Origin of the sequence: Rhodopirellula islandica (assembly GCF_001027925.1) — a bacterium.
Lineage (GTDB): Bacteria > Planctomycetota > Planctomycetia > Pirellulales > Pirellulaceae > Rhodopirellula > Rhodopirellula islandica.
In genome coordinates this window covers 83,610-110,334 of sequence record NZ_LECT01000044.1, presented here as the reverse complement: position 1 = coordinate 110,334, position 26,725 = coordinate 83,610, and the positions used below count along the sequence as shown (strand labels likewise).

Sequence of the window (26,725 nt, the reverse complement as noted above, 5' to 3'; positions counted from 1 at the left end):
ACTCGCTGGTTCGACACGACACACGTTTGAGTAACGCATGGACCGCTCACCGTTCTTAAGCGTCAACGAAAAGGATTGGATCGCTTCGAACGAACTGGCGTTCGCGTTCCTCGATCGTTTTCCAGTGACACGCGGCCATGCATTGGTGGTGACTCGCCGCGTCGTGCCGACTTGGTTTGATGCGTCGCCAGAAGAACAAGCTGCGTTGATGAGCTTGGTCAACATGGTCAAGCAACGGCTGGATGAAACGCTGGCCCCCAAGCCCACTGGATACAACGTCGGTTTCAACTGCGGCGAAACCGCGGGCCAAACGGTCATGCATGTTCACGTTCATGTGATCCCTCGCTACCTCGGCGATGTACCGGATCCACGGGGCGGTGTTCGATACGTGATCCCCGAGAAAGCAAACTACCTGGTCGACGAGACATCGGTCCAGACAGCGGAGGCGACGCCTGGGAACACGACGAACGCTCCGCGTTTGGAACTGGCGACGGGGTACCCGGATTCCACTTTGTGGGAACGACTCTCGGATCGGATGGCTGATGCGAGGAAGATCGACGTGTTGGCTTCGTTTGTCCAGCCTTCAGGTCTCGCCGTGATCGAAGGTCGGCTGTTCGAAACTCTGCGAAGGGACGCCGCCGTTCGAATCCTCGTCAGCGATTACCTGTACATCTCGCATCCCAAAGCCTTGGCTCGATTGCTCGCGTGGCAGGATACAGTCGGAGACGATCAAGACTTGCGTGGTGAGCTGCAGGCGCGGCTGGTGAAATATAAGTCGCTCTCGGGTCAACCAGAATCATTCCATCCCAAGGCGTGGCGAATCATGGATGATCACGGTTCGCTGGTGGCGGTCGGAAGCAGCAACCTGTCAAAACCCGCTTTAGAAACCGGCGTCGAATGGAATCTGATCTGTTCTAGCCGTGGACACGATGGCGTGCCCGACGATTTTGTTCAGGCGTTTGATGAATTGTGGCGGGCCGCGGAGCCGCTGACTTCTGATTTGGTGGAGCAGTATCGGCTAGAAACAAAGGCCTTCCGCAAGGAACACTTCGAACCCCAAAGCATCGACAACACAACGATTCCCGAGCCTCGGCCGTGGCAATCGGCGGCGCTTAAATCGCTTGCAAGGCTGCGTGCCGACGGTTTTGCGAAGGCGTTGATCTCGGTCGCCACCGGGATGGGAAAGACTTGGCTGGCTGCGTTTGATGTGCGGCAAGTCGGGGATGCACTCGGACGCCGCCCGCGAGTGCTGGTGATTGCACACCGCTCGCACATTTTGACGCAAGCCGAAATTGTTTTGTCCCAGCTGCTGGACGACGCGTTCAAAGAGGGCGATTCGCTGGCATCGCGTACGTCGTGGTACCGCGGCTCATGCAGCAAACTGGACGGTGAGTTGGTGGTCGCCTCGATTCAGAAACTCGCTCGCCCCGAGGGCCTGGAGCGTCTGGCGAATGAACACTTCGACTACGTGATCATTGACGAAGTTCACCACGCTGAGGCCCCGACATACCGCCGCGTGCTAGCGAAGTTGGACGCTGACTTCATTCTGGGACTGACCGCGACTCCCGAACGCACCGATGGCGTCGATGTGGTCAGTGTCTTCGACGACAACTTGGCCTATCACGCCTCCATCGGAACGGGCATCGAAGAGGGAGCGTTGGTCCCGTTCCACTATGTCGGCATTCGAGACACGGTGGACTTCGAACAAGTCCCTTGGCGCAACGGCCGGTTCGATCCCGACGAACTGGAACAACGCGTCGCCACGAGCGAGCGGATGGAACGACTGTGGCAAGCGATCAACGAGCATCCCGGTGAGCGAACGATCGTCTTTTGTTGCTCCCGGCGTCATGCCGTGTTCGCGCGTGATTGGCTGCGTGGAAAAGGCGTCAGCTCGGCAGCGGTCTTCTCAGGAGGAGGCGGTGACAGCTACGGCGAGTCATTGGAACAGTTGCGTGATGGCTCGCTTGAAACACTCTGCGTGGTCGACATGTTCAATGAGGGGCTGAATGTCCCGGCGGTCGATCGCGTCGTGATGCTGCGGCCCACGGAGTCGAAGGTTGTCTTCCTTCAGCAGCTCGGCCGTGGATTGCGAGCCAGCATGGGCAAGACACGGTTGTTGGTGATCGACTTCGTCGGCAATCACCGCTTGTTTGCTCGGCGAATGCTCCACCTGTTGTCGCTGGGAAACCACGCGGCCCAGTGGGGTGATTTGCGGAAGTGGATCCAGGGGGCGTCCCCGGAGCTGCCCGAGGGCTGCTTGCTGGATGTTGAACTTGGAGCCAAGGATCTGCTGAAGCAATTCCTTCCAACGGGAGCCGCGGCCGGGGTCGAGGCGTATCGCGGGATGCGTGATGAACTGGGGCGTCGCCCGACTCCATCGGAATTGATCGCTCGCGGGTACATTCCAGGAACGATCAGTCGCAGTGCGGGAAGCTGGTTTGCGTTTGCCGATGAGGAAGGTGATCTGAACAATGCGGAACAGCAAACGCTTCGCTTGTTCGGTGATTGGTTCAAGACGGTCGAGACGACCAGCTTGAACAAGTCGTACAAGATGGTGGTGCTTCGCGTGCTGCTGGATCAATCGTCGTTCTTTGATCCGGTTGATTTGCCAGAGTTTGCCAAACGCTGTCGGACTCACATGCTGGAACACCCTGTTCTCCGGCGAGATCTGCTGGAGGGCAAGCACGCAATCGACCATCGTCATGCAAGCGACACGGAGTGGATGGCGTGGTGGATCAAATGGCCCATTGATCGATGGCTGGATAACCAAAACGGATCGCGATGGTTCAAGCGGACAGGTGATCAACTGCAGTTGGCAATTGATTGCCCACCTGAACTGCATGCTTCCCTTGAATCCATGACGGAAGAACTGGTCGAGGGACGTCTGGCTCGGTACATCCAATCGAAACGCCTGGCAGAGTCGCCCGAGACAGCGAATTCGTTCACGGGAAAGGTCTCGCATGCGAATGGAAAAGCAATCGTGTTCATCCCAACGGTGGAGAAAGAACCGGGGCGACCGGTGGGGCCAACCGAAGTGCAATTGCCCAATGGAGACCTTTGGACGTTCAAGTTTGTGAAAGTCGCCTGCAACGTCGCGTACCCGAAAGGTGAAAAGAAGAATCGTTTGTCGGAGTTGCTCCGCCAGTGGTTCGGGGAGGACGCGGGGCTGCCGGGAACGGATTTCCGTGTGCATTTTCAATTGAGTGAGGGGCGTTGGCATGTGCAGCCGACCGGCGTTGAGAACGCGGTTGCTGCTGATACTTCCGAACGTCCAATCGCGGATGCACTGACCGAACCGGATGAACCGGAATGGGCCATTGAGCCGTCGGTCAAAGACTCCGCGAAGTACGCGAGCCACGTGCCCGTGTACGACTTGGTTGCCGCGGCCGGAGGTTTTGGACCGGAAGGTGTTCCGGAAGAGATCGGATGGATCGAGGTTGCCGACCGCAAGCTCTCAACGGGAATGTTCGCCGCTCGGGTGATCGGTCGCTCCATGGAGCCGCGAATCACCAGTGGAAGCTTGTGTCTGTTTCGTCCCAGTTCGGCTGGTTCGCGACAGAACCGCTTGGTGCTCGTTCAGATCAACACGCATGCGGACCCGGTGGATGGTGGACGTTATACGGTGAAGCGATACCATTCCACCAAGGGCGGAGGCGAAGACGGTTGGCAACACCAAACGATCGAATTGCAGCCACTCAATCCCGAGTATTCGGCAATCCAAATCGACGAGGAAGCGGCAACGGACCTCAGGGTGCTCGGTGAATTTGTTGCGGTCTTGCACGAAGCAATCTCATACGATGAAAGCCGCTGATGCCAAAGACGACTCTCGTGATCGTTCCATGCGGTAGCAGCAAGGTTTGGTCGAAGAATCCAACGGCCGGACCAACGATTGCCCGCGATGCGTACGTGGGATCGCCGTTCAAGGTGAACCGCAAGTACGCGGAGTGCATCGGCGATCAATGGCTGATCCTCAGTGCGAAGCACGGTTTCATTGATCCGGACTTCGTGCTGCCGGGCCCCTACGAAGTCACCTTCAAAAAGAAGTCGTCGGGGCCGATTGACTTGGAAACGCTGTCGCAACAAGTCAAAGATCGCAGGCTGGCAACGTTCGATGCAGTGATCGGTTTGGGTGGGAAGGAATATCGGCACGCGATCGAGACTGCATTCGAGGGAACGGAGGTGGACCTTCAGTTCCCGTTCGCTGGCCTGCCAATCGGCAAAGCGATGCAGGCCGCCAAGCGAGCGGCCGAGAATGCGGTTACTGGCGATGGTTGATCCTTCGAGCAGAATGCCGCTCTAAGCAGTTCGAAGATTGATTGGCAGTACACGGTCAGCGTGATCGTTTGCTGGTGCTGTGGGCTGACGATTGCATGGGCTGTTCTCCTCGACTGAGGCGGTCGACTCGTTGGAGGATGCTTGGAAATCGGTGCGGGCCGTGCATTGCCGCGATGTTGTGGACGGCCTGCGCAATTGGGACTCCTGCTGCGGTGATGTACAGCGGTCGTGTGCTACCGCCACGTGTCAGTGCGGTTGCGTGTTCGGACCGCTTGAACGGATTCTTGGCGACGCCGATCACGGGGATGGATTCCGCAAGCGATCGGTGCAAGTGTGCGCCCAAGCCAGGATGGTCCAAGTCGTCCAGCCAGACGTAGCCATCGATGACAATGCAAGACGGCGTGTGAGAAAGCTCCGCCAATACGGCTTGGACGCACGGCAATTCTCGGCGGTAGAACTCACCGGGCTGGTAAGCTTGGACGTCGGTCAAATGGACGACGTGCTCGGACGATGACACGGCATCTCTCCAGTTGCCAATGATCACGCAGGCAGCGATCGCTCTCGTTGGCTTTGATTCAGACTCGGTGTAGCCGACGTCGATGCAGGCGATGTTCATGTTGCGATATCCATGCCCTCAAAGATAACGAATCCACCATCAAAGAACGCCCGCGGGGATCACAACGTCTCGCAATGAGCATCCGTCAATCCACTCGCAGATGACGTACGGGCCGCCGTGAGGTGATTTGCCGTAGCCCAGATAGCGGATGACGCCGGGGTGTTGGATCTGAGACGCAATGCCTATCTCTCGAACGAACGACAGTCGTGCGGCTTCGTTTTGCCAGAACGCTTTGCGAAGAAATTTGACTGCGACGGTGCTGGCGTCGGATTGCATGTTGGCGCGGTAGACCTTTCCGAAACCGCCGCTGCCGATCAGCTTGCCGAGCACAAACTGGTTGTCGTTCACTCGCGGCAATGCGTTCCCGAATGCCCGACCGAAGCGATCTTCTACGAGGACGACGTCCCGGACCAATGGAAAGGCTTCATCGAACTGAACGCCGCGAAGTCGGCGGAATGCCATCGGCTCACGAATGAAGGATGAGATCCATTTCCAATCACACCAGTCTTCTACTTCGCACTCAGCTTGGCCGCCAAATGCTCGCGTCCCAGCAGTCGGTGTACGTGGGCCAGGGCACTACGACGAGTTCGGTTGGGGTCGCTGGTGTCATCTTTGATGAATGAGGGGCGTGATGCCCGAATCGCTCGCAGAGCAAGCGTCGGGTGGAAATCGCTCAGGACGCGGAAGACGCGTGAATACTCTGCGATCCCGTGGAAAACATCGCACTCATTGCATTGATGCCGATTGACCAAGCCGACAATCTCCGACCATCGCAACTGTGAAAGCAGTCGATGGCTGATGGCGATGGAATCGACGTTGACTCCGATTGTGAACTTGTGCCTGACGCTCAATTCGTTTTCAAATTCATCCAGCAACGACTGTAGGAATTGGGGCTTTTCGCGAACACGTGTATTGGTTGCCAACTCAGTTACGCGGCGTTTCAAGAAATCTCTGCCTACCTCCTCCAACAACACAGGCAGCAGACTTGCGTCACCCCCGTCTTTCGTCAGCCTTGCGAGCAACCCGTCATCACCGAGCCAATTTGAATTCGTTTGCCAGGGCCCGTCATCGTACCAATCCTTCGCGACCAACTTGGAAACCTTGCCGCCAGTCGCGATTGAAGTCTGCATCTGCGAAGCAAGTTGCTCTGCAAATTGATCCACCGCTTCTGCGAAGCCATCTCGAGGATTGTGCGAGTAGCGATAGTAGGTGAGGACTTCGCCAGAATCATTCAACGCAAACAAGCAGCGGCCGATAACTTTCCCCGTATCCGTTTTTGCGTAAACGACGCGTTTGTTCAAATCGACCGCATTGGCAACGGTACTGAAAAAGTTGAACGAATCGGGCGACAAGCAGGTGTCGAAATGAAAACCCATCAGAAGGAAGTCGATGACATCGCGAGTGAAGGCCAATTGATAGGGGAAACCATCGGCGGTGGTTGCGGACTGTCTGACTTGATCGCTCAACCAAGGCTCCATCCGCACTCCCGTGGCTTCCATTCGCTGGCGAAACACCACGTTTCGGGGCTCTTCGTCAAAATTTCGAGTGGTTCGTTCCGAAGTCTCAAACAAGAGCCGAATGCCCAAGTCTTGCATGGGATTATCCAAGCCATTGATTTCGCGGAGCACGCGATCAAACGGCGGGCTGAGCCATTCATCCGGAAACGTCTTTAGGCTGAAACGTCGTTGCATCGCTGCGGCGGCGTGCGATCGAGACGTCGCTGCGTACTGTTGAAGAAGTTCAAGCTCCGTTCGCTTCCTCAACTTCTCGATCAGCTTTTTACACCGCGCCGTCGACACGGACGCCACTTGCATTCTCCTTCGCCGAAGGTTCGCCAGACGACCACGCATGCGGTCTTCGTTAATGGGCTGCGCAGTATCGGCCGGCTCCGCGGGTTGGTCCCGCTGCGCGGTGCCATTCCGCTTCGCCGCGTTTTCGGCAAGTTTCGATTCAAGAGCCTCGATTTGCTGGTTCAGTTTTTCTGGGGATGGAAACGCTTTGCCCAACACGCTTTCTGCGATTCGGGGTGCGTCATCGGCTGCTTGGCCGAGTGACTCGAGAGCCGAATGGAATTCGCTCGGATACCGATTCACCCAACCCGCAGCCTGATCAAACCGCTCGCACTTCGGGATTGGCTGTTTCAGGTTGCGGAGAATCGACGTCGTTGCAGCAATCCTCGATAGAACCTTCCCATCGTTGTCAGCCAAACGCCGTGCAATTATCCGTTTCAAATCTTGGTCGTCGGAAAGTGGCTTCAACTGAGTCGCCAACTCCGTCAGATCGGAATGGTTGTCCAACGAGAGCAAGACATCGGAGATAACCTCAACCGAATCGCCAAAGTGATACGCGAGTCGCAATTCAATCGCGGTGTAGGTCGTGTCGGGTTTTCCCGTCAAGTGCTCGATGAGTGAGCATGACAAGTCGTCGTTGTCGGTCGCTTGTGCGAATTCCACAAGTGACGAAATCAATTCGGATCCGATATCCATTTGAAGGTCATAGGCAACCTTTTCCAACAGACACACCGTGCGAATTTCCAGCTTGGGCTGATCCGCTAATTCGTCTGCTGTATCCACGACGAATTCGTTGTACGCACGTTTCTCGTCGACATGGTGGTACCAATGTTTCAGCATTGACTGTGGGATTCCACGTCGCTGAATCAATGCCGAAACCAATTTGATGACTCGAATGAAGTTCCTTCGATGATCTGCCTTGTAGTTCCAGCTGTGGCACCATTTGGCAATCAGACGTATCGATAGTGCGACATGGTCAGTCGGGAATCCAGTCAAGAAATCAATCCAAAGTCTCGATTCCGTCGAACTGAACGTCTTTTGCAACTGCAGGCAATTTCCCAGCGCAGTGATGGTCGTGATTCGAACGCGGTCGATCTCCGAAGTTGCTGCGACCTTGCGTTTTAAGTCACGGTAACTGAAATCTGGCTGCGGATCTTGGCCATGCCGAGGCTGAAGCCGCCGCAATAACTTCGACAATTCTTCTTCACTGGCGACGACCTTCGCCTGAGTCTCGGCGACGACGTCAACCAGCTCAGGCGTCAGGAGTTGATTGAGCAGGCCAAAACGGTCGCGTTGTTGTTTTGGACGATCGGCACAAACTTCGAGGAAAGTGGTCGTGACTAAATGGGCGAGTGATTCTTCGGACGAATCCTTCGGGAAAACGAACTCGACTTGTTTCGCTGCCTTCAGTGTGGTTTCGCACAACTGACGCAGCCGAGCGTCAGGTCGCTTCCACAGGCAGGTGCAAATCAATGGATCAGTCAAACACCGAACGAGAACATTCAACAATTCCGACGGGAGATTCTCTCGTACGGTCAGGATGCGAATCGGAAGTTGGAGTGGTTGTTCGCGGTTGACACTGCTGAGCAACGTGAGTTCGGCAGCATGCAGCTCAATCCACACCAATGACTCGAGATCGCAATTTCGCTGGTCGGATAGCGTTTGGAACGTGACCGCATCCAGCAGACTCGCGAGCTGTGGATGCGTGGATTTCATCCGGCCAGCTAAGTTCGTCCAACGCGCCGGCAATACTCCGCTTTGAAGAACATCGTCACTGCCGAAAGTCTGGCCGTGGTGAACGAACCCTTTCAGCAAGCCCAACAGAAAGTCGATGCGTCTTAGCCAATCATCGGCATCATCCACAATTTTCGGAAGCGCACGAGGAAACCGATGACGCAGCTTGGTGACCGTCATTTGAGCCCGCCGTAGGTGTTCCCCGTCAATCGACCAGCTCGTGGAATCGTTTTCAGACGTCATCGAATTGGATTGCCAGGGACAAGGATTTTCGGGTGCGCCTTCGATCTTTGTCATCCTCATCGGGTAGCCGGGCAACCAAGCCAAATCGCGTTTGAGGAGCAAACGCGCACGGGCGATCCCCGATTGAATCTTGGTGCGTTTGTTCTCAAGCGGTTGCATGGCGACTGTGAACTATTTGAAGTCCGAGTTGAGTTGGAGGTAGTTTGACCACTTGCACGACGATCGCGTGTTCAATGCAGCAACCTTCGCATCGCCGAGGCCACGCCGAGGGTAACTTCGGTCATGCGGGGGTAGTCGAGTGTTTCGGGGGTGTCGGTGGATTGGTGGTAGTTAGGATTGCGCAGGAAGCTGGTGTCGGTCAGCATCAAGGCCGGGTAGCCCTGGTCCCAAAACGAACTGTTGTCGCTGAGCCGGATCTCGTTGATCTTTTCGGGCAGGCAGATCGAGAACAACGGCATCCGGCGGGTGCCGCGTTTGAAGCCTCGACGGAATTGCCAGTTGAGTTTCCAGGACGGCATGTTGCCGACGGCGGCCAGGAAATTGCCGCGTTGCGGGAAGAAACGATGCAGGAACTTGGGGATCGTGGGTGGGACGATCTGCGAGCCTTTGTGCAACGCGTAGTAGCCCACCATTTCTAGGCACAACATGCCGACGATCTTGTCGCCGCGTTGGCGTGACCCGCGAGCATGGTGTTGGCTGCCCATCGCATCGACGTTGAAGTACGGCGGCTCCTCGCAAGCGAACGCGACGTAGCGTGCGGTCCGCCGGCCGGTGTGCTCGCGCAGCAACCGGCTGACTTCCAGGAGGACGGCCACGGCCGAGGCGTTGTCGTCGGCTCCGGGTGTGGTTGCGACCGTGTCATAGTGGGCACCGAGCAAAATGATTTCGTCAGCCCGTTTGCTTCCAGGTTGCTCGACGATCAGGTTGGTGGCTTCGTCGCCGAGTGCGTCGTAGCATTCGCGATCATTGGAATAGCCCATCTCGGACCACTGGCCTTCGATGTATCCGAGGGTCGCTTCGATCGTCTTCGGCTTTGTGAGCGTGCGCGGACCGATCAACCCGGCAAGTCGATCGACATGCAGGCGAAGGTTCGCTTCGATGGAATCGCGGTCGGGATTCATGGGCCCAAATTCTTCGTTTCAGTAAGGCGGTGCGAGTCGGCGGAAACCGTGGAAGAGGACGATGAGTAAGAAGAGCAGATTGCGAAACAACACCGCGATCGGATTGATACGTGGAGCTCTTGTAGTGGATCTTGTTATAGATCCTTCCACACTGGGATCTTTGACAAGATCCACTACGGCTAGGCTTTCACCAAGTGATCGCATCCAGGCGATGCTTCGTGGGTATTCCCAAATGCGGTTGATCCAATTGGACGGGATGCCGGCTTCCCCGACACCGGCACCCACGATCCCGCCCATGATTGCCGCGGTCGTATCGGCATCGCCGCCGCATTCGATGATGGCGGTGACCGCTTGTAGGAAGTCTTCCGAGTGCGACAACCAAGCGTGAATGACGACCGGGACGGTGTGGTACGTGTAGCCGGTGATGCCTTTGGATAGCCCAAGCGAATCTGCAAACGACTTGGTTGATTCGCCAGCCGAAACGCTATCGACGGATCGATGCAAGAGATTGGTCAACTCCGAAGCGTCGTCACCCACTGCGTTGACAACATCGGACAGCCACAGGTTCGCATCGACCTGTTTGTGAACGCGAGAGTGTCGAGCGGCAAACGCCACCGCGATCGCACCGAACTCCGCTTTGGGATCACTGTGTGTGACACGCGAGGAAACACGCACGAATTCGAGCATCTGCGGCACGTCGTCGATCGCCGCGCCGAAGATCGCGGCTCGCATCGCCGGTCCATTGCCTGCCGAGAAGACGCCGGAGGTAGCGGGCGTTGCACCCAACCAAAGCTTGATGCCCGCACGCGCCGTTGCTTTCCCGACGCCCGCCGGCAAAGCCAGAATCCACCATCGCAGTCGACTCGCGAAGAGACGTGCGAATCGATCCACATCGCCGTTAGCTTCGATCAGCGATTGAGCCACCATGCAGGTGTGTTCGGTATCGTCCGAGATCATGCCACGCCGGAAAAAGAACCGGTACCGGTCGGGCGGCCCAAGCAACTTTGGAGCACGCTGCGTGGAAACGCCTTCGTATGGCAAGCCGAGTGCGTCGCCAATAGCAATTCCCAGAATGCATCCGGTGATGGCGTTGCGGGTCATTGGACTTGCTCCAAGATGGATCTTTGAGTGGCGTTCAATTCGATTCCTGGCCTCACGGCTTGGACCATTGCGATCGCGTCGGACGCTGTTTGCGCTGCTCCTGACACGAGAAGCACCGCTGACGCTACCAAGCCTGTTCTTCCGTGGCCTTGGGCGCAATGAATCAGCACCGGTTTGGGCATTTGCTGAATTTCGTTGGCTAGCTCGCGGAGTTCTTTGGCGGTCGCACCCGTACCATCCAACATTGGCACGCACAGGTAGTTCTTGATGTTCCAAGCGGTGACCTCCGTCCATCAAACCGTTTCCTGAAGACACTTGGTGCTGAAAAGAGATACGCCGCGGCGACAACTCCGAATGAGAACGCGGGATAGAGCAGCACCCATGCCCACGGCCCGGCCCGCAACGCGGTGCCGGCGATTCCAATGGCCAGCAGAAGGAAGAGAAAACCGTACTTCACTCGACCATCCGTGAATCGCTGAAAAAAATTAACGCCTGGTCGAGTTCCGATCGGTCACCCTTCGAACGAACGACGACCGTCAATGCCAACGAGTCAAAGCGTCGTTCATTCGCGAGCGGAGACAATGCCTTGCCAAACTCAGCAATCGACATCGGGCCATAGCCAGTCGCGAGCGTTGGTGCGGAAACCGCCATGGCTCCCAGATCAACCGCCATGTCCAGTGCTTTGGTAAGTGTTCCTCGCACAAGGTCAACCGATGAATCATAGAACGGATCAATCGCAACCGCGTGTAGGATGCAACGAAACGGCAGTCCGCCGGACTGGCTCTGAACCACCGTTCCGGCGGGGACAGCAGACACGCCGAGGTTTTTCAGGTGCAAATGCAATTCGCCTTGAATGACTGGTCCAACCGCGGACAAGATCGCTCCGTTGACACCGCCCGACAGATTTAGCCATGGGTTCGCCGTGGAGATCAGAACGTCGGCGGGAGTCTGCAGCACATCACCGACCTGCGTTTTGATCTTCATGATTCAATCTCGTGATCGTTGGCTTGTTTGAAATTAGACGATGACGATACGACCAGTGAAGTTAGCGTCCGCCAGTTAATCCTTCATCGTAGCTAGCACCGCTTCTGACGACCCACGATTCGTGCCAAGCAATACGATTGTCGAGAACACTTGGGTACGAAACAACACTGGGTACGAAACACCGGACGACGCGGCTTAGGCGGATTCATTGGATGAACGTCAATGCTGATCGGGCGCGTCTGAAGTCACTGGGGCAAGGACGAAACGATGCCGGTGGAGAAATGGGCTATAGTGATCGATTGTCGCTAGCCCGTTATTTCTCGTTCAAGAGCCTGCTGATGCGTCTTCTCTGCTTCACTTCATGGTGTGTTTTCTGGGTCGGGTTTCTTGCGCCGGCGGTTTCCAGGAGTGACGATGCGATTGGTGTCGGTGCCCGGCCGATTGCGGGAGCAGAGCTGATCCTTGATGGGTCGCGAGAAATGCTGGACGAGAAATGGACTTACTGGGAAGGCCCTCGGTTCAGTTCTTCGCTGCCTATCAAATGGAAGGTGGTCGAAGATCCGGTGGACGATGGATCGACGATCATGACTGATGATCCAGCCGCCGCAGGGGGCAAGTACGGAACCGCCGATATCGTGACCCAACAGAAATTTCGTGACTTTCGATTGCACGTCGAGTTTTTGATTCCGAACGCGGGTGGCAATAGCGGCGTTTACCTGCAGAACCGCTACGAGATTCAGATTCTTGATGGCGACAAGACCAAGCATGGACTTGGTGCTGTGATCAACGAAACGCCCTCGCCCTATCATGCCTACAACGGGCTCGGCAAATGGAATGCTTACGACATCCAATTTCGGGCGGCTCGATTTGAACAGGGCAAGCTTTCCGAGAAGCCAATGGTGACGATGTACTTCAATGGTGAAAAGGTTCATCTCAATCAGCAGATCAACAAAGTTTGGGGCGGAGCCAATTCAGGAATTGACGGTGGCAACGACAACGGATTTGGAATCACGGACACTCCCGGTGGCATTAAATTGCAGTGTGAGGGTCACGAAGTGCTCTACCGAAACATCTGGATCAAGCCGATCGAACTGAGCGACCCTAGCACGGATTTTTAGAACGATGACGAACGGCCGCAGGACCGGCTCACGTTCAGCGTTGGTTCCAGCCAAGATCCATGTGAGACCACAAAGCCCTGGGTAGCCGGCTGATTCATCATGCAACATCAACCAGAACCCGAAAACGCCTGCACCGGATTGCTCCGACGCAGGCGTTTGGCTTGGCTTTGATCTCTCGACCCTATCAGATCGAGAAGGGCTCGGCTCGTGTCCACTCTTGACTCTTGACGAAGGCACTCGTGGCTGGAAGTGATGCGTAGACGATCTTGTCGCCGTCGCGGATCACTTGGCCGGTGAAGTGTTCCGAGGTTGCGGTGTCGATCGACACGTCGGCCCCAACCCGTCGGTCAGACACCGTTTCTTCGTATTGCAAGTCAAGTGGTTCGCCGAGTAGCTCGCGGACCGTTGATCGGGCTCGTTCGTCTTCTTGCGAAGCGATCTCGGCGATCAACGATTCCAGCTCGTCGAGCGATGCGATCTCGACCGGCAGTTGCACTCGCGGCGATCGGTCTGGTGCTCGATCTCCGTTTGCCTTTGCCGCTTCGATCGCCAACGATCCGTAGCACTCGCGAATCAGGCTTGGCCAAATGCTCAGCCAGTATTCGTGAGACGGTGTCCGCTCGATGCCGACAACGCGGTTATCGACCAAGACGATCGCACCGACTTGCCGCGGAACGCACTCGAACTCGGCGACGAACTCATCCAGTTCCTTCTTGAATGCCTTCAAGAAGTACTCGAGGTGACCTTGACCGTTCACTCCGAATCGCTGGTTGAACACCGAGATGTCGTCCCACAGCTTCTGGTAGTTCTTCTCGCCTCGCTTCTGCAACGCGTGCTCGCGCAACGCGTGCGGCAGAATCAACATGCGGTACGAACCCTTCTTGATGAATCCACCTTGCGATGCCTGGATGCAGGCCGCCGTGTCGTACCGGCGATCGCCAGCAGCAGCGACCACGCCGGCGTGCGCCATCGCGTGGTCCTGTGCGTGCTGCTTAACGACATAGCCGGCATGGCACGGAACGATCATCACCGAATCGCTCGAGTTGCGGAAGCCGAGCGTCCCGTAGCTGGTCGTGTAGACATCCGCATCGCACTGCACCGGCGATACGAATCGATCGTCGTTCAAATCGCTGACAAGCGGGATGACTTGCATGTAGCCAACGCTCTGCAGGCGGCCGGCCTCGCATCCGCGCAGGACCTCGCGGATGGTAGTCTTGAGTCGTGAGTCTCGAGTCTTGCGGAAGAATGGCATGGTGGTAGTCTCCGGTCTTGAGTCTTGAAGGGTGAGGCTTGAGCCTCAAGGGGGTGCGGAATGATAAATTGGATGTGCCTTCGTGTTTTGGAGTTGCAATACATTGCTATGGTATTGGGCATTACTCACGACTCACGACTCAGGACTATCCCAAATGAGAGATCACCGGAAGCTTCGTGCCTTTGAGCTTGCAGATGAACTTGTTTTGGCTGTCTATCGCGTGACCAAGACATTTCCGAAAGACGAAATGTTCGGTCTGACATCGCAAGTTCGAAGAGCCTCGGTGTCAGTCGCATCGAACATCGTCGAAGGATGCGCAAGGCAATCACAAGCAGATTTCGTTCGTTTTCTTGACATGGCATTCGGATCACTTCGCGAGGCGGAGTATCAACTGACCATCGCGGATCGACTCGGCTACACAGATCCCGATGAAAGCAAGCGGCTCGCCGGTGTTGCCGACGAAGCCGCTCGCGTTCTCGCGGGATTGATCAAGTCACTGAGGAAGTCGTAAGCGTCATCCTCGAGTCTCGCGACTCAAGACTCACGACTCTGAACAACGCCGCAACGCCACGGTCGACGTCGGACTCGATCAACGCCTTCAGCAATCCAAGTCCGATTGCCTCAGGCTTGCTGACCGGCATCGCAACCACGGAATCGCTCAGCGTGCGAACGCCTTGTGATTCGGCCGCGAAGACCGGCGTAAATTGGTGAATCGGTGTTTGAATTCCGATTCGTCGTACGGCCGCGACCGTTTCGCCGAAGCGTCCGGCCGGCGCGTTTTCGTAACCGTCCGACAGAACGAATACGACATCCGGATCGGACTTCAGCAACTGAACCAATCCTGCCGCCAGCGACGTGTCGCCCGAAGGTTCGGCCAATTCGTAGCTTTCGCATGGTCGGCCATCCGAAGTAATCGCAACCGCATCATCTGCAGTCGCTGACAACAAGTCGCGTAGCGCAAGTGCCGTGGCGATAGGACGACGAGCCTGCGTGTCATGACCGATCATCGATTGCGATGAGTCAATCAGCACACCCACTCGCTCGAACGCCACTGGCAGTCGTGCGGCGGCTGCTTCCGCCTTGTCGCGAAGGGTCTGACGAATTTCATCGGTCATGCCCATCTCGAACGCGTAAACGTACAGTCGAACTGCGTCGTACTTCGCTGGATCGAACTCGACCTCCACGCCCGACTGTTCCGCCTTGCGCTGGACGGCGATCTTTTGACCGGTCGTCAGCTGAGACTTCGTCAGTTCGAGTACTTCGGCGTTGGTACGATCCCTGTGATATCGGCTTCGCAGACCTTCCATCGTTTCCGGTGGCAGGACTGCTCCGCGATCGAAGTCGGACTTCGCGTCACGGTACGCCGCCAAACGATTCAGTGTCACGCCATCTTCATCACCGAGGACGAAACGAACGCATTGCTCGACTCGAGCGACAGACTGTGGCTTAGGCTTCCAGCCTGAGGATTGCGACTCGACAGGCAGGATGCCTATCCCACTTGTAAAACGCGTCACGTTCTGACGGACGATCTGTGATTCCTTGTCTGAACGATCTTCCGTCGACTTTGCCAACACGCTTCGCAGGATGCTCGCCGTTCGGCGTCCCCACGCGTGCGTCAGCGCAACCCGCAGCTTTACACGGTACTTGACCGCCCAGAACTCCAGACCGTCAGCACCGAGGATTTCGCTCAGGATCAATCGACGCGTTCGCGCGTTGTTGACGCGGTCACGACGTAGCATTCCGAACAACTTCAGCATCCGCTGCGTTGGCAGGCCACGGACCAGGTGAGTCATTGCCGCTGCTTCGAACTCGGCCGGCAGGATTCCGCCGTCGCGAGTCGTTTGCAGCAATCGACGCACACCGATCTGTCGACTGTAGTCCGTCACGCCCGGCAGCATCAGAGCTGCGGTGTAAACGTCACGGTCGATATCGAACAGGTCACGGTGGGCTGCTTCGACGGCTGCGGCTTGTTCTTCACGTGAGTTGTAGAACGTGCCGCGACCGGTAGCCGTTGCGACCGAGTCAAGGAAGGAACCGAATGAAAGCGGCAGCAATTCACGCTGCGAATCGGACAACGCATCAGTCGGCCGCAATGGCAGGCTTGCAGTCTTGATCAGATCCATTCGTGTAGCTCCTTCGTGTTCAGTTCAAAAACAAGACGAATTGAAAACACAACATCGGGGCAAGGTGCGGGACGCTTACAACTGTGTGTCTGCCAATTCCACCACTCCCGCGTGTGTGCAACGACCACGGAGGCCGTTGAAAGCGCAGGAGGAGGGATTCGAACCCTCAAGCGCTTTCGCGTACAGCCATTTTGATGGCTCTGTATCGACGCGCTAGTTCCCGATGCAATGTGTTCAGTGTTCCCTTGCAATTTGGTTGTGATGCAAAAGTGCCGGGGTAAGGTTCTGGTCAATGCCTTTGGTAAAGGTTTCTCAAACCCTCGCGTTGGTAACACGCACTGAATTGACGAGAGAGTCCCCGGCACGGAGTCGTGAGTCTCGAGTTGTGAGTCGTGAGTGAAGAAACTCAAGACTCAAGTCTCGCGACTCAAGACTGATCCAAGGTAGGTTGCCAGTCATGTTTCAAGCACGGGACTCGAACCCGTTACACTCAGATTAAGGATCTGATGCTCTAACCAAATGAGCTAGCTGTAATGACGTGCTAGTCCTCGAATCAGAAACGCTGGTGGGAGTCGAACCCACTTCGACCGGGTTGCAGCCGGTTGCCTGGCCATCTGGCTCCAGCGTCTTTGGAAGTTGGAAGTTGGAAGTTGGAAGTTGGAAGTTGGAAGTTGGAAGTTGGAAGTTGGAAGTTGGAAGTTGGAAGTTGGAAGTTGGAAGAGTGAAGAGTGAAGGGTGAAGGGTGAAGGGTGAAGGGTGAAGGGTGAAGGGTGAAGGGTGAAGGGTGAAGGGTGAAGGGTGAAGGGTGAAAATGATTGCGGTACACTGCGCCAATGAAGAGCGATCTACCTGACCGAACGTTCGCGTTTGCCGAGCGTGTTGTGAGACTCTGTTTGGTGCTAGAACAAAACGGACGCGTATCCGCCACGCTCGCAAACCAGTTGTTGCGTTCTGGGACGTCAATCGGCGCAAATGTCGAAGAAGGACAAGCGAGCCAAAGCAAAGCTGACTTCGTCAGCAAGTATTCGATCGCATGCAAGGAAGCTCGCGAAACGCACTATTGGCTGCGACTTCTCGCGTCAACCGAACTTGTCTCGGCCGACCGCCTCTCGCCGTTGACGGACGAGGCAAATGAGCTGATTGCCATTCTCACAGCGATCATCAAGAAGTCCCGCTCTTAATTTCACACTTCAAACTTCGCGTTTCACACTTCTTCAGTGTTCTCGCCAGGAATTGAACCTGGTCCGACAGCTTCGAAGACTGTCATGCTATCCGGCACACCCGCGAGTCATTTGATAGTTTTCCTTATTCATAGTCACAAGAGCCGACGACTGGGTTCGCACCAGCATGAGCGAGCCATGAAAGAAACACGACCAAGAGCGGTGCCTTTCTGCATCGAGCCGCGTCGGCTTGGAAAATGGCCCTGCACCGAAGTGCGGGACCGAACTTCAGTCGATGAATGCAACATGTCGCATTGCAATCGACTCGTTTTCAGTGTTCATCAGGACTTGGTGCCAGCCATCCAGCAAGATCGTCTTGTGATCCGGATGGCGAACTCGTCCGCGAACGAACACGCTTGGGTTTCTACGTTGAGCGACCCAGTGCAGGTGACGAAGTTCAGGGCGACGGCTAATCATTTGTCGACGCTGGATCTCGGTCACACCGGTTGGGTAACGGTTGCTGACGTAAACCAACTCGCCTCCTTGCCGCACGACTTCCTCGCACATGTGGGGCTTTCCGCCACCACGCGCGATCGGCTCGTTTCGCAGGACAAGACGCTCGTTGATGAACGAGTCATTCGGAACCGGCACGAAGAACCACTCGCCCTGACGGATGAACGCTTCATTGCGTCGACGATTCCGCTTTCGCGGCTTCACGCCGAGACGGTTCTCGAGTGCTCGTACCGCAACCGGCTTGAGCGCGTCGAAAGCTGTCTTCACAGATGAAACGGCTGCCCGTTCAGGAACAGCTGCGACGAACCAGTGTCGCTCGTCGTGACCGCACAAGAACTTGTGCTTTCCGTCGTCTTGTTGCGACATCAGCAACAGGTGCCGTAATGAAGGCTGGACGTCGATCACTTGCGTCTCGGCCAACTGTGGTGGCTGAATCGCGATATCGAAGAACTCGCCCTCGGCGTCGTTACCGATGTCGATTGAGACTTCAGGAGTCGTTCCCCAACGCCGAGCGATCGGCGGATGAACGTTTGCTCGAGCACCAATCCGTGTGAATTGACGCTCAATCTGATGCATGCTCATGACGTTGCCTTTCAAAAGCGTCAAACAAGCGAATGGATGCCGGCAGCCAACGTGACTGCGAATATCGGCAGCAGCTCGACCAGGAGTCGAACCCGGAACTTCTGGTTAGAAGGCAGAGAGGATGTCCGTTTCACCATCGAGCCGTTTTGCAAACAAGCGGAAGGCGAGGGAGTCGAACCCTCATCACCCGAAGGTGGCACGCGTTAGCAGTGCGGCCCGGCAAACCGTATCCGGCTGCCTTCCGTAAATCAAAACTGAGAGTGGACCGGAAGGGAATCGAATCCTTCCACCGACTTTGCAAAAGTCAGTCGCCTCCTTGGAACATGCCAGCCCATTTCACTCAGAGGTCCGTCCGGGAATTGAACCCGGTCTTCGTCCATACCACAGACGCGTGCTGCCGCAACACTTACAGACCTTGTCGTTTCAGTGATCACGGATGGAATCGAACCATCGGTCTCCTGCTTGTCACGCAGGCGTCTTCGCCGCTGGACCACGCGATCGTTGAGGAAGCGATTAGCTGTTAGCTTTTCCTCCTGAGCCAACAGCTAATTGCTAGTCGCTAAAAGCTATTTCAGTAGCGGGTTCGGGGGTCGCACCCGACGGTCCAGGCTTATGAGGCCCGGATGAGCCTGGCTCACCCGCATCGTTGTTTCACCTGCAAGAGTGAAAGTAGCCAAGGCGAGAGTTGAACTCGCATGCCGCCCCGTTTTCAGAATGCGGTGCACGACAGTCCGGTGCCTGCGTGTCTACCAATTCCACCACTTGACTATGTGTAGATCGAAGTACTGCGGGAGGGAGTCGAACCCTCAAACACGAACGTTTGAAATTCGCCGCTTTGCCGGTTTGCGTACCACAGCATGTTGAGTCAGTACTGAGGGCGGGAGTCGAACCCGCAAGCACTTGTTCCTAAGACAAGCGGCTCGCCGTTGGCCTACCTCAGCGTTTGCGAATGAGTGGAGCACCGGGGAATCGAACCCCGATTTTCTGCGTGCAAAACAGACGTCTTCCCGTTGGACGAGCGCCCCATGAATGAAGCAAGAAGAGTGATGAGTGGATAGCGAAAATGGTTCGCCTCGGGAGTTTCACTCTTCAAGCTTCCTTCCGTGCTACGCATGCAGTCGCGGAGCACTGTCGCCAGTCGACTTGCGGTGGTTCTTGATCGCCTTGTGCGAGTCAGGGATCTGATCGCCTTCGATGATCACATCGCCGACGAATTCGACTACCCAGCCGTCGACCCAACCAACGTTGTCGTCCCGAAGTCTCAGCACTCGGCCGACCTTGGCAAACTCTCGCGGGATGTACGATGTCGTTCGCACGGATCCGCCGGCGATGCTGCGTCTCATCGCACATTGCACGTACTTCACATTTCTGGACATCGTCGTTCTCCTTGGTTGTTTGCGGGCCAGCGTCACCGTGACGCCGGCAGTAGTCCCGGATGGAATCGAACCATCGTTTCCTGTGTGTAAAACAGGTGTCGTCGCCGTTGGACCACAGGACTGTGTTTGTCGATCCGGAGAGCACGTCCCCAAGGATTTGAACCCTGACTAACTGGTTTGGAATCAGCAGTGCTACCGTTACACCAGAGACGTGTGAAGCTTTTTAAAACAAGTGGGAACGCAAGGAATCGCACCTCTCGCCAACTACCACACAATTAAAGGCAGAAGATTTACAGTCTCCCGTGTGGAAACGCTCCCAAGATTTTGCGAAACATGCGGAAGCCCCAGAGTGGGATCTGCACTCGAACACATCGACGGTTTCGCCGCAGCTGTTTTCAAGACAGTGTCCTCATCCGGCCGGGTGACTTCCAGGAATAGCGTGTTAGCATTTAGCGGGTTAGTCGTTAAGCAGATACGCAGGTGTCATCGTGTATGTGAGCCGTTTGGCGTTAGCCACGGTTCCCACGCAAAACCGGGGCTAACGCCCAAACGGCTCACAAGGTGAAACCCAATCATTCCTGCGTGCCTGCTTGGCAAAACCCGGTGGCAGAAAGCTAATCGCTAATTGGCTAACAGCCAAAAGCTAGCCAAGTGACGTGAGCGGGAATCGAACCCGCGGACTCCTGGATGAAAACCAGACGATTCTGCCAACAGAATCTACCACGCCGTTTCGTTGCTTCGGTTGAAACGAGTACCGCATGGGAGTTTCGATCTCCCTCCTGCTGTTAGAAAGACAGCCGACCTAGCCAGTAGTCGAATGCGGCGAACTAAAAGCGATGGCAACGGGAGTCGAACCCGCAGCGACTTGATAGACAATCAAGCTTCCTTCCCAGAGGAAATTGCCACCGGAAATGTTCACGAGGGTGACCAACCGGAATTGAACCGGCGACAAACTCATTCACAGTGAGTCTCTGGAAACCAACACCAGATCTGGCCACAGTCGGGTATCAGTGAGTCGCACACTGTCCATGCGTGGTCCCAAACCACACCGCTTACTCCAAGCTATACCCGAAAACATCAGCACCGGAGACTGGAATCGAACCAATGAACGACCCCCTCGGCGGAAAACACTTCCAGAGTCAGGTGCAGCGACCAGCAACTGCTACTCCGGCGTTTGGTCTTCAATAAATCAGCACTCCGTCCGGGAATTGAACCCGATCTGCGAGCTTCAAAGGCTCACGTCGCGACGACGCGCCGGAGAGAGTTTTCAACGATGAAAGAGTGTCCTGCGGGAGTCGAACCCACCTAGCCGGATTGGAAGTCCGGAACCTTTGCCGCTCGGCCAAGGACACTGAATATGCGGAAGTTTGAAGGGCGAGGTGTGAAACGAAGCGAGCTATCTCACACTTCTCGCTTCACCCTTCAAACTTCGCGAAGCTCCGGCGGATGGACTCGAACCATCACTCGTCTCCTTAACAGGGAGCCGCCTTACCATTGGGCCACACCGGATTCTGCAAAGCGCCCAGTGGGAGTCGAACCCACACTTCCGCCATGGCAAGGCAGCAGGCTACCGCTACATCATGGGCGCAAAAATGCATCACTACCAAACTGTCAAAGATCAATACGCCGAAGCGTTCAAGAGCACCGAGCCGGAATCGAACCCGCATCACCTCGTTACGACGGAGGAGTCTTGCCGTTAGACCATCAGTGCTTGTTTCAAAATGTCTCAAGTGGGATCGGTGAGAATCGAACTCACATCGCTCGGGTTATGAGTCCGATGGATTACCTCGTCTGCCACAATCCCATGTGTCGTCGTTGTTTCGTTTCAGTCGGCGTGGCGGGAATTGAACCCGCGACCGTCGCCTTATAAGGACGCCAGCGGAAGTTTGAAATGTGAAGGGTGAAGTTTGAAAGCACACAGCGGCACAACCATTTCACTCTTCACCCTTCTCTCTTCAAACTTCCTGAGTGGTAGCCCCGAGGATCGAACTCGGCACAACCTCGTTATCAGCAAGGCCTGGACAACCAGCCCTCGACTACCAAGAGTAGCGGTTAGCTTTTAGCGACTAGCCTTTCGATTTCCTGTTCTTGCTAACCGCTAATCGCTAGCGGCTAAGAGCTATTTCCAGTGGGCCGGGAGGCGCTCGAATCCTCGTCTGCGGTTCTTCAGACCGCCGCCCGCGTTAGCCAATAGGGCAAGCCCGGCGTCTCAGCTACCAGCCCAAATTGGGTTCGTTGTTGGGGTTGCCCGTTCGATGCGGACACGAAAGAAGGCTCGATGCCTGCGTGACACCGAGCCTTCGTGAAGAAGTCGTTCGCTTATGAAAGCGAGTGTCACATCAGACGTGGATACGCCGGGGCATTGCTATTCGACGGCTCGCAATGGACTGCCAGCGAGGCGAAAAGACTGCCTTCGTGTTTCTGTTCGAGTCGACTGGAATGGATATTCGTTGACATCAGAAAGCTCTTTACTCGCTCGTCGATGGATGTGACTTGTGTGTTCGGAGAGATAGACGCATTGGCGTCACGAGGGTTCGCGCAAAAAAAGGATGATTCTTGCAGTGTCCCGCCATGCCACATCCGTTTGCTGGAAGCAAGACCCCGTGGAACCGGAACCCGCCATCCAGCAAAATCTGTTGACACGGCCAGATCCACTCAGCATCCGAAGCGTGACGAACTGCATGCGGTGGATCCGGTGTTCCCGTTTTTCAAGCCCCAAACCACCACTTGAGATATGCCCCTGAAAGTGAGCGAACGCGCTTCCAGATGGAAAGCAATGCTGAAAGAACCATCGCCGGTAAAAAAAATTGAGAACGCGCTCGACATTGCGTCTGACTCTTTTGCTCTTGTTGAAAGCCAACCAGCTTCGTCGGCAACACAGAAAGAAGTGATTGCCGACTTGCGATTTGCAATTGGCGACCACTCAACTGCGGCGAGTCTACTCGCGCTTGGAAGCTTGTCTACTGAGCTTCGTCGGTACATCTTGCAACTCGCAAGGAACACATTGGCCGCGACGCCACAAAATTCTCAAAAGCGGAGACGCTCTGGTCCCATATCAGCGGGGTTCTCATGGACCCACGTTCTGAAGCTGGGAAAATTAAAGCACTCCAAAACTCGGGAACTCAATTCTGCTCGTCGCATGCTACTCAAAAAGTCGGTTCGTGAAGGGTGGTCGAGCGCGGAGTTCAGCAGGGCCATCACCGCGTGGAACGCCGAGCAGTCCGATCGACCGGACACTCAAAAACAGATTCGACCGACACAGATGATCACCCAGGTGGTCCAAAACACATCATCCCTCACCGATTTGCTAACTGAATTTGCCGCTAAAGCACGTTCGTCTGATGCTGTTCGTATCAAAGCCCGTGATTTAGACAAAGCGGCTGAACAATGCGAACTCGCGATTGAGGATCTCAAGGCATTGACTAAGTCCGCAGGTGAAGCGTCCAAACGGATTCGCGAAATCCAGAGCGAGGTGAAACGACGACTTGATCCTTCCTAGGACCAACGGATTACGGATGCTTGAAGCCGGGGGCCAGTCCCGGGCGGAAGAGGGCCGGAATCGGCGCAGCCAAACCTACCAAACACACAACACTTATACCCGTGTATACGGAAGAGCACAAAAAACACACACAAACCGACCCTTTTCCCCGTCTTTTCCGCACCCAAACGCCCCTCGACTCCGTGTAAATCTTTTTCAGTGCTCTGACGGAGGGCAAAATGCTCAAAATTCAGTGAAATGGCAGTCCTAGCTGGGCGCCCAAAACGGCATCCCTGGCGTTCAATGACAGGACATCACTGCAACATTACACCATGCACTAAATTTGCAGACCATTTGCGCTACATAGAGGTGAAGGTGGCAGCGTTGCCACCAGCACTTTTGTACGCAGGGAGATTGACGCATGTCTCACGTGGTTCAGATTGCGACGCAGGTCCGGGACGCGGCAGCGGTCCGGAAGGCTTGCGATCGACTGGGATTGGACGATCCCGTCGAAGGAGAGGTGAAGCTGTTCAGCCAGACCGTCTCGGGTCTGGCAGTTCAGCTTGCCAAGTGGCGATACCCGGTCGTCTTTGACCTGACGACGGGCGAGTCGAAATTCGACAACTATCAGGGGCACTGGGGCAACCAGAAAGAGCTCGATCCGTTCTTGCAGGCTTACGCCGTCGAGAAGACCAAGCTGGTGGCTCGACGCAAGGGCTACTCCGTCACCGAGCGTTCGCTTGAGGGCGGAAACATCCAGCTATCCGTCAACGTGGGAGCTTGAGCGATGAAGATCATTCAAGTGGTTGTCAGTCCAGATGGAACGACGAAAGTCGAGACGAATGGCTTCTCCGGCAGTTCCTGTCGCCAAGCCAGTGAGTTTTTGGAACATGCCTTGGGTTCTCGGCAAAGCGAGCGTATGAAATCGGAGTTCCACCAAAGCCACGAATCCAACCTCAACACACAAGCCCGGCAGCACTGACGCTGATAGGGCCTTCTTTTTGTATCCACTCAACCCTTCAATCAGGAGCGACGCTCATGTCACTCACAACACGGATGCGAGAACTCGTTGACGCTTGTTTCAGCGGCACCTACATCCACTCGCACGAACACGAAGATGCAATCTCGGAACTGGCACGTCTCTGCGATGCAGAGGAATGGCGAATGTCAATCTGGGACGTTGATCGCGGGATGAGCCCTTCCATCCCTGATGGTGACGATCCGCTGGGGGCGATTCACGCGTTTCAAAGCAACGAACAGGAGGGGACGCATGTCTTGATCCTGCGGAACTTCCATCGGTTCCTCCAGTCCGCTGAGATCGTGCAAGCGGTCCATCATGCGGTGGTGGCTGGTAAGATGACTCGCAACTTGCTGGTAATCCTGTCGCCCGTCGTCGACTTGCCGGTGGAACTGGCGACACTTTTCATGGTTGTCGAGCATTCGAGGCCGTGCCGTCGCCAGCTCCACGACATCGCACGCGGTGTGGCGGTCGATGAGGCCGAACGTCCTGCGGATGACCAGATGTCCGCTGTCTTGGATGCCGCTTCCGGGCTGACACGACTCGAAGCTGAGAACGCGTTTTCGCTTTCTCTGGTGCGTCATCAGCGTTTGGAACCCGACGCGATCTGGGAGATCAAGACGCAGACACTCAAAAGCTCTGGGCTGCTGACGCTTCACCGAGGCGGCAACGGCTTCGATTCGCTTGGCGGACTCTCGTCGCTCAAAGCGTTCACTCGTCGAGCACTGATGCGTTCTGATTCCGAGGGGCGGGCTCGCGCTCGCGGCGTGATGCTGCTGTCTCCACCAGGCTGCGGCAAGTCGGAGTTTTGCAAGTGTCTCGGCACCGAAGTCGGACGACCGGTGCTGACCCTGGATGTTGGCAGCTTGATGGGCTCGCTTGTCGGCCAGTCCGAAGAACGGACTCGCCAGGCACTCCGAACCGTCGATGCCATGGCCCCCTGCGTGTTGATGATCGACGAAGTCGAAAAGGCATTCTCTGGAGCGACTGGATCAGCGAATGACAGCGGTGTGTCGTCCCGAATGATGGGGACGTTTCTGACTTGGCTGAATGACCACGAGTCCGATGTTTTCGTCGTTTGCACAGCCAACGACGTGAAGCGCCTGCCGCCCGAATTCAGCCGAGCCGAACGGTTTGACGGTGTGTTCTTCTTGGATCTCCCCGGGAGGACTCAGAAGGACGAGATCTGGCGACTGCATCGAACGCACTTCGGAATCGCTGACGACGAAACGATTCCCGTGGACGATCAGTGGACGGGTGCCGAGATCAAGTCTTGTTGCCGGCTCGCTGCGTTGCTGGACGTCTCTTTGATGGAAGCAGCCAAAAACGTGGTTCCCGTGGCGACGACGTCTTCTGATTCTGTGGAGCGACTGCGTCAGTGGGCCAACGGAAGGTGTTTGTCATCGGACCATTCGGGGTTGTTCCAGACAGCCACCAACCATTCAGCCCAAGGCCGTCGAGTGCGGACTGCACCTTCGGTCAACTGACTCTCCACGAGGCCGGGGACCGATCCCCGGCGAGAGTTGATTGAATTCAATTCCCTCAGCCAAAAAGGAATCTCTCGATGTTTCCAATCTTGATTGTTTGCTTACTGCTGTCACTTGCCCTCGCTATAGCATGTTTGCTTGTGCTCCGCCTTCGGCAGCAACTCGGCAGTTTGCAAGCCCTGTTTTTTCTTTTCTCACACCGGGATCATCAGCATGCGACGCCCTCGAAGCCAGATACGTTTTTGGATAACGCTTCCCCTGGTGATGAGTCTGTTTAATGCGTTCGTTGGATGCGGGCCGTCTGGTCGTGATTTGACTGATGCCCAATGGTTGAAACTGCAACAGGAGATGCAGACTGAACGCGCGGAAGTCGGACGACAACGCGACCAACTGGAGGCTGATCGCCGCGAATGGGATGAACGGGAACGTAAACACACACTGCTGGCATCTGCACTTGAAGCCTCCTCGTTGTTGCTGGCATGTGTCCTTCCATTGGTCGTTATCCTATTTCTGCTTTGGCCACGACCTGAACCAATCGGAAGCCAAGCTGTCTGCGAAGCATTGCTTGACGAAGCTTTTTCTCCACCGGAGGCGACCAGGGCAAAGATCGAGGATCCCAATCGATCGCCACGCAGCGAGCAAGCTGCACCTGGCATCTCCTGATCCAGTGCGTCCGTCCAAACTGGAGCATTTCTGAACTTTCGACACCCCATCGGCCATTTGGTCGGTGGGGTGTTTTCGTTTCATTTCATCC

21 protein-coding genes and 20 tRNA genes are annotated in these 26,725 nt (G+C 55.9%); 10 read left to right on the top strand and 31 right to left on the bottom strand.

Features of this window, described 5'->3' with window-relative positions:
• The first annotated feature begins 37 nt into the window (after window positions 1-37).
• Both RISK_RS21680 and RISK_RS21675 read left to right on the top strand, forming a co-directional pair.
• Window positions 38-3,811 carry a DEAD/DEAH box helicase family protein gene (locus tag RISK_RS21680; protein ID WP_047816407.1) on the top strand — a complete coding sequence of 1,258 codons (3,774 nt, stop codon included), beginning with the start codon at window positions 38-40 and terminating at the stop codon, window positions 3,809-3,811.
• Complete coding sequence (locus RISK_RS21675) at window positions 3,811-4,275, top strand: DUF6884 domain-containing protein (RefSeq protein WP_047816406.1); 465 nt, start codon at window positions 3,811-3,813, stop codon at window positions 4,273-4,275. The genes RISK_RS21680 and RISK_RS21675 overlap by 1 nt, the downstream gene beginning before the upstream one ends.
• A gap of 55 nt (window positions 4,276-4,330) precedes the next feature.
• Here the strand turns inward: RISK_RS21675 and RISK_RS21670 are convergent, their stop codons facing one another.
• The 7 genes from RISK_RS21670 to RISK_RS21640 all read right to left on the bottom strand — a co-directional run bounded on the left by RISK_RS21670 (window position 4,331) and on the right by RISK_RS21640 (window position 11,864).
• Window positions 4,331-4,891 (bottom strand): endonuclease V, encoded by a 561-nt coding sequence (locus RISK_RS21670; RefSeq protein ID WP_047816405.1) that lies wholly within the window; start codon window positions 4,889-4,891, stop codon window positions 4,331-4,333.
• Between the two features lie 39 nt (window positions 4,892-4,930).
• Window positions 4,931-5,353, bottom strand: coding sequence for a protein kinase domain-containing protein (locus RISK_RS28710; protein WP_047816404.1), 423 nt, complete (start codon window positions 5,351-5,353; stop codon window positions 4,931-4,933).
• Between the two features lie 47 nt (window positions 5,354-5,400).
• Window positions 5,401-8,658: a hypothetical protein gene (locus RISK_RS21660; RefSeq protein WP_236696551.1), complete on the bottom strand. Its 3,258-nt coding sequence runs from the start codon at window positions 8,656-8,658 to the stop codon at window positions 5,401-5,403.
• A 230-nt stretch (window positions 8,659-8,888) separates the two neighbouring features.
• The gene (locus RISK_RS21655) at window positions 8,889-9,779 is read right to left on the bottom strand and encodes a M28 family peptidase (RefSeq protein WP_047816402.1); all 891 of its coding nucleotides are present in this window, start codon (window positions 9,777-9,779) and stop codon (window positions 8,889-8,891) included.
• A gap of 18 nt (window positions 9,780-9,797) precedes the next feature.
• Entirely contained in the window at window positions 9,798-10,880 is a 1,083-nt protein-coding gene (locus RISK_RS21650) for an ADP-ribosylglycohydrolase family protein (RefSeq protein ID WP_047816401.1), read from the bottom strand.
• Window positions 10,877-11,125, bottom strand: coding sequence for a dual specificity protein phosphatase family protein (locus RISK_RS33195; protein WP_236696550.1), 249 nt, complete (start codon window positions 11,123-11,125; stop codon window positions 10,877-10,879). Before RISK_RS33195 ends, RISK_RS21650 begins: the two co-directional genes overlap by 4 nt.
• Before the next feature lie 208 nt (window positions 11,126-11,333).
• Entirely contained in the window at window positions 11,334-11,864 is a 531-nt protein-coding gene (locus RISK_RS21640) for a macro domain-containing protein (protein ID WP_047816400.1), read from the bottom strand.
• Between the two features lie 212 nt (window positions 11,865-12,076).
• Here RISK_RS21640 and RISK_RS21635 point away from each other — a divergent pair, with 212 nt between their 5' ends.
• Window positions 12,077-12,982 carry a 3-keto-disaccharide hydrolase gene (locus tag RISK_RS21635; RefSeq protein WP_236696549.1) on the top strand — a complete coding sequence of 302 codons (906 nt, stop codon included), beginning with the start codon at window positions 12,077-12,079 and terminating at the stop codon, window positions 12,980-12,982.
• A 184-nt stretch (window positions 12,983-13,166) separates the two neighbouring features.
• Here the strand turns inward: RISK_RS21635 and RISK_RS21630 are convergent, their stop codons facing one another.
• Window positions 13,167-14,234, bottom strand: coding sequence for an ARPP-1 family domain-containing protein (locus RISK_RS21630; RefSeq protein ID WP_047816399.1), 1,068 nt, complete (start codon window positions 14,232-14,234; stop codon window positions 13,167-13,169).
• Between the two features lie 154 nt (window positions 14,235-14,388).
• Between RISK_RS21630 and RISK_RS21625 the strand changes: the two genes are divergently transcribed.
• Window positions 14,389-14,745, top strand: a complete 357-nt coding sequence (locus RISK_RS21625; RefSeq protein ID WP_047816398.1) for a four helix bundle protein — start codon at window positions 14,389-14,391, stop codon at window positions 14,743-14,745.
• On the opposite strand, the gene RISK_RS21620 is transcribed toward RISK_RS21625, so the two are convergent.
• Together RISK_RS21620 and RISK_RS31865 are read right to left on the bottom strand one after the other, a co-directional pair.
• Window positions 14,723-16,357 carry a vWA domain-containing protein gene (locus RISK_RS21620; RefSeq protein ID WP_047816397.1) on the bottom strand — a complete coding sequence of 545 codons (1,635 nt, stop codon included), beginning with the start codon at window positions 16,355-16,357 and terminating at the stop codon, window positions 14,723-14,725. The two genes, RISK_RS21625 and RISK_RS21620, sit on opposite strands and share 23 nt — an antisense overlap.
• A 557-nt stretch (window positions 16,358-16,914) precedes the next feature.
• A tRNA-Cys gene (locus RISK_RS31865) sits at window positions 16,915-16,985 on the bottom strand.
• Window positions 16,986-17,190: 205 nt separating this feature from the next.
• Here RISK_RS31865 and RISK_RS21610 point away from each other — a divergent pair.
• Complete coding sequence (locus tag RISK_RS21610; RefSeq protein WP_047816396.1) at window positions 17,191-17,538, top strand: four helix bundle protein; 348 nt, start codon at window positions 17,191-17,193, stop codon at window positions 17,536-17,538.
• Between the two features lie 267 nt (window positions 17,539-17,805).
• Here RISK_RS21610 and RISK_RS21605 read toward each other — a convergent pair whose 3' ends face one another.
• From RISK_RS21605 to RISK_RS31835, 21 genes are all read right to left on the bottom strand, one after another.
• On the bottom strand, window positions 17,806-18,612 hold the full coding sequence (locus RISK_RS21605; protein WP_047816395.1) for a hypothetical protein: 807 nt from the start codon (window positions 18,610-18,612) through the stop codon (window positions 17,806-17,808).
• Window positions 18,613-18,683: 71 nt separating this feature from the next.
• A tRNA-Arg gene (locus tag RISK_RS21600) sits at window positions 18,684-18,755 on the bottom strand.
• A gap of 14 nt (window positions 18,756-18,769) precedes the next feature.
• A tRNA-Ser gene (locus RISK_RS31860) sits at window positions 18,770-18,855 on the bottom strand.
• A 184-nt stretch (window positions 18,856-19,039) separates the two neighbouring features.
• Window positions 19,040-19,112 (bottom strand) — tRNA-Val (locus RISK_RS21595).
• Window positions 19,113-19,282: 170 nt separating this feature from the next.
• Window positions 19,283-19,380: transfer RNA gene (locus tag RISK_RS31855), tRNA-OTHER, on the bottom strand.
• Between the two features lie 15 nt (window positions 19,381-19,395).
• Window positions 19,396-19,469 (bottom strand) — tRNA-Leu (locus tag RISK_RS21590).
• Window positions 19,470-19,481: 12 nt separating this feature from the next.
• Window positions 19,482-19,553, bottom strand: a tRNA-Leu gene (locus RISK_RS21585).
• Between the two features lie 13 nt (window positions 19,554-19,566).
• A tRNA-Ala gene (locus tag RISK_RS21580) sits at window positions 19,567-19,637 on the bottom strand.
• A gap of 81 nt (window positions 19,638-19,718) precedes the next feature.
• Window positions 19,719-19,988 carry a hypothetical protein gene (locus RISK_RS21575; protein WP_236696548.1) on the bottom strand — a complete coding sequence of 90 codons (270 nt, stop codon included), beginning with the start codon at window positions 19,986-19,988 and terminating at the stop codon, window positions 19,719-19,721.
• Between the two features lie 50 nt (window positions 19,989-20,038).
• Window positions 20,039-20,110: transfer RNA gene (locus RISK_RS21570), tRNA-Val, on the bottom strand.
• Window positions 20,111-20,130: 20 nt separating this feature from the next.
• Window positions 20,131-20,201, bottom strand: a tRNA-Trp gene (locus tag RISK_RS21565).
• A gap of 439 nt (window positions 20,202-20,640) precedes the next feature.
• Window positions 20,641-20,715 (bottom strand) — tRNA-Glu (locus RISK_RS21560).
• Window positions 20,716-20,822: 107 nt separating this feature from the next.
• Window positions 20,823-20,895: transfer RNA gene (locus RISK_RS31850), tRNA-Asp, on the bottom strand.
• Window positions 20,896-20,910: 15 nt separating this feature from the next.
• Window positions 20,911-20,986 (bottom strand) — tRNA-His (locus tag RISK_RS31845).
• A gap of 83 nt (window positions 20,987-21,069) precedes the next feature.
• Window positions 21,070-21,160 (bottom strand) — tRNA-OTHER (locus tag RISK_RS31840).
• A 108-nt stretch (window positions 21,161-21,268) separates the two neighbouring features.
• Window positions 21,269-21,340: transfer RNA gene (locus RISK_RS21555), tRNA-Gly, on the bottom strand.
• Window positions 21,341-21,425: 85 nt separating this feature from the next.
• Window positions 21,426-21,497, bottom strand: a tRNA-Asn gene (locus RISK_RS21550).
• 8 nt (window positions 21,498-21,505) lie between these two features.
• Window positions 21,506-21,576: transfer RNA gene (locus tag RISK_RS21545), tRNA-Gly, on the bottom strand.
• Window positions 21,577-21,628: 52 nt separating this feature from the next.
• Window positions 21,629-21,699, bottom strand: a tRNA-Thr gene (locus RISK_RS21540).
• Between the two features lie 20 nt (window positions 21,700-21,719).
• A tRNA-Ile gene (locus tag RISK_RS21535) sits at window positions 21,720-21,792 on the bottom strand.
• Window positions 21,793-22,117: 325 nt separating this feature from the next.
• Window positions 22,118-22,211 (bottom strand) — tRNA-Phe (locus tag RISK_RS31835).
• A gap of 553 nt (window positions 22,212-22,764) precedes the next feature.
• Here RISK_RS31835 and RISK_RS21530 point away from each other — a divergent pair.
• The 5 genes from RISK_RS21530 (at window position 22,765) to RISK_RS28410 (ending at window position 26,634) form a co-directional block, all read left to right on the top strand.
• A complete protein-coding gene (locus tag RISK_RS21530) occupies window positions 22,765-23,487 on the top strand; it encodes a hypothetical protein (RefSeq protein ID WP_150122673.1) in 723 nt (240 codons plus the stop codon).
• 400 nt (window positions 23,488-23,887) lie between these two features.
• A complete protein-coding gene (locus RISK_RS21525; RefSeq protein ID WP_047816393.1) occupies window positions 23,888-24,250 on the top strand; it encodes a hypothetical protein in 363 nt (120 codons plus the stop codon).
• A 3-nt stretch (window positions 24,251-24,253) separates the two neighbouring features.
• Entirely contained in the window at window positions 24,254-24,448 is a 195-nt protein-coding gene (locus tag RISK_RS21520; protein WP_047816392.1) for a DUF2997 domain-containing protein, read from the top strand.
• Between the two features lie 56 nt (window positions 24,449-24,504).
• Window positions 24,505-25,971 (top strand): AAA family ATPase, encoded by a 1,467-nt coding sequence (locus RISK_RS21515; RefSeq protein WP_047816391.1) that lies wholly within the window; start codon window positions 24,505-24,507, stop codon window positions 25,969-25,971.
• Window positions 25,972-26,319: 348 nt separating this feature from the next.
• The gene (locus tag RISK_RS28410) at window positions 26,320-26,634 is read left to right on the top strand and encodes a membrane or secreted protein (RefSeq protein WP_150122672.1); all 315 of its coding nucleotides are present in this window, start codon (window positions 26,320-26,322) and stop codon (window positions 26,632-26,634) included.
• The last annotated feature ends 91 nt before the right edge of the window (window positions 26,635-26,725 follow it).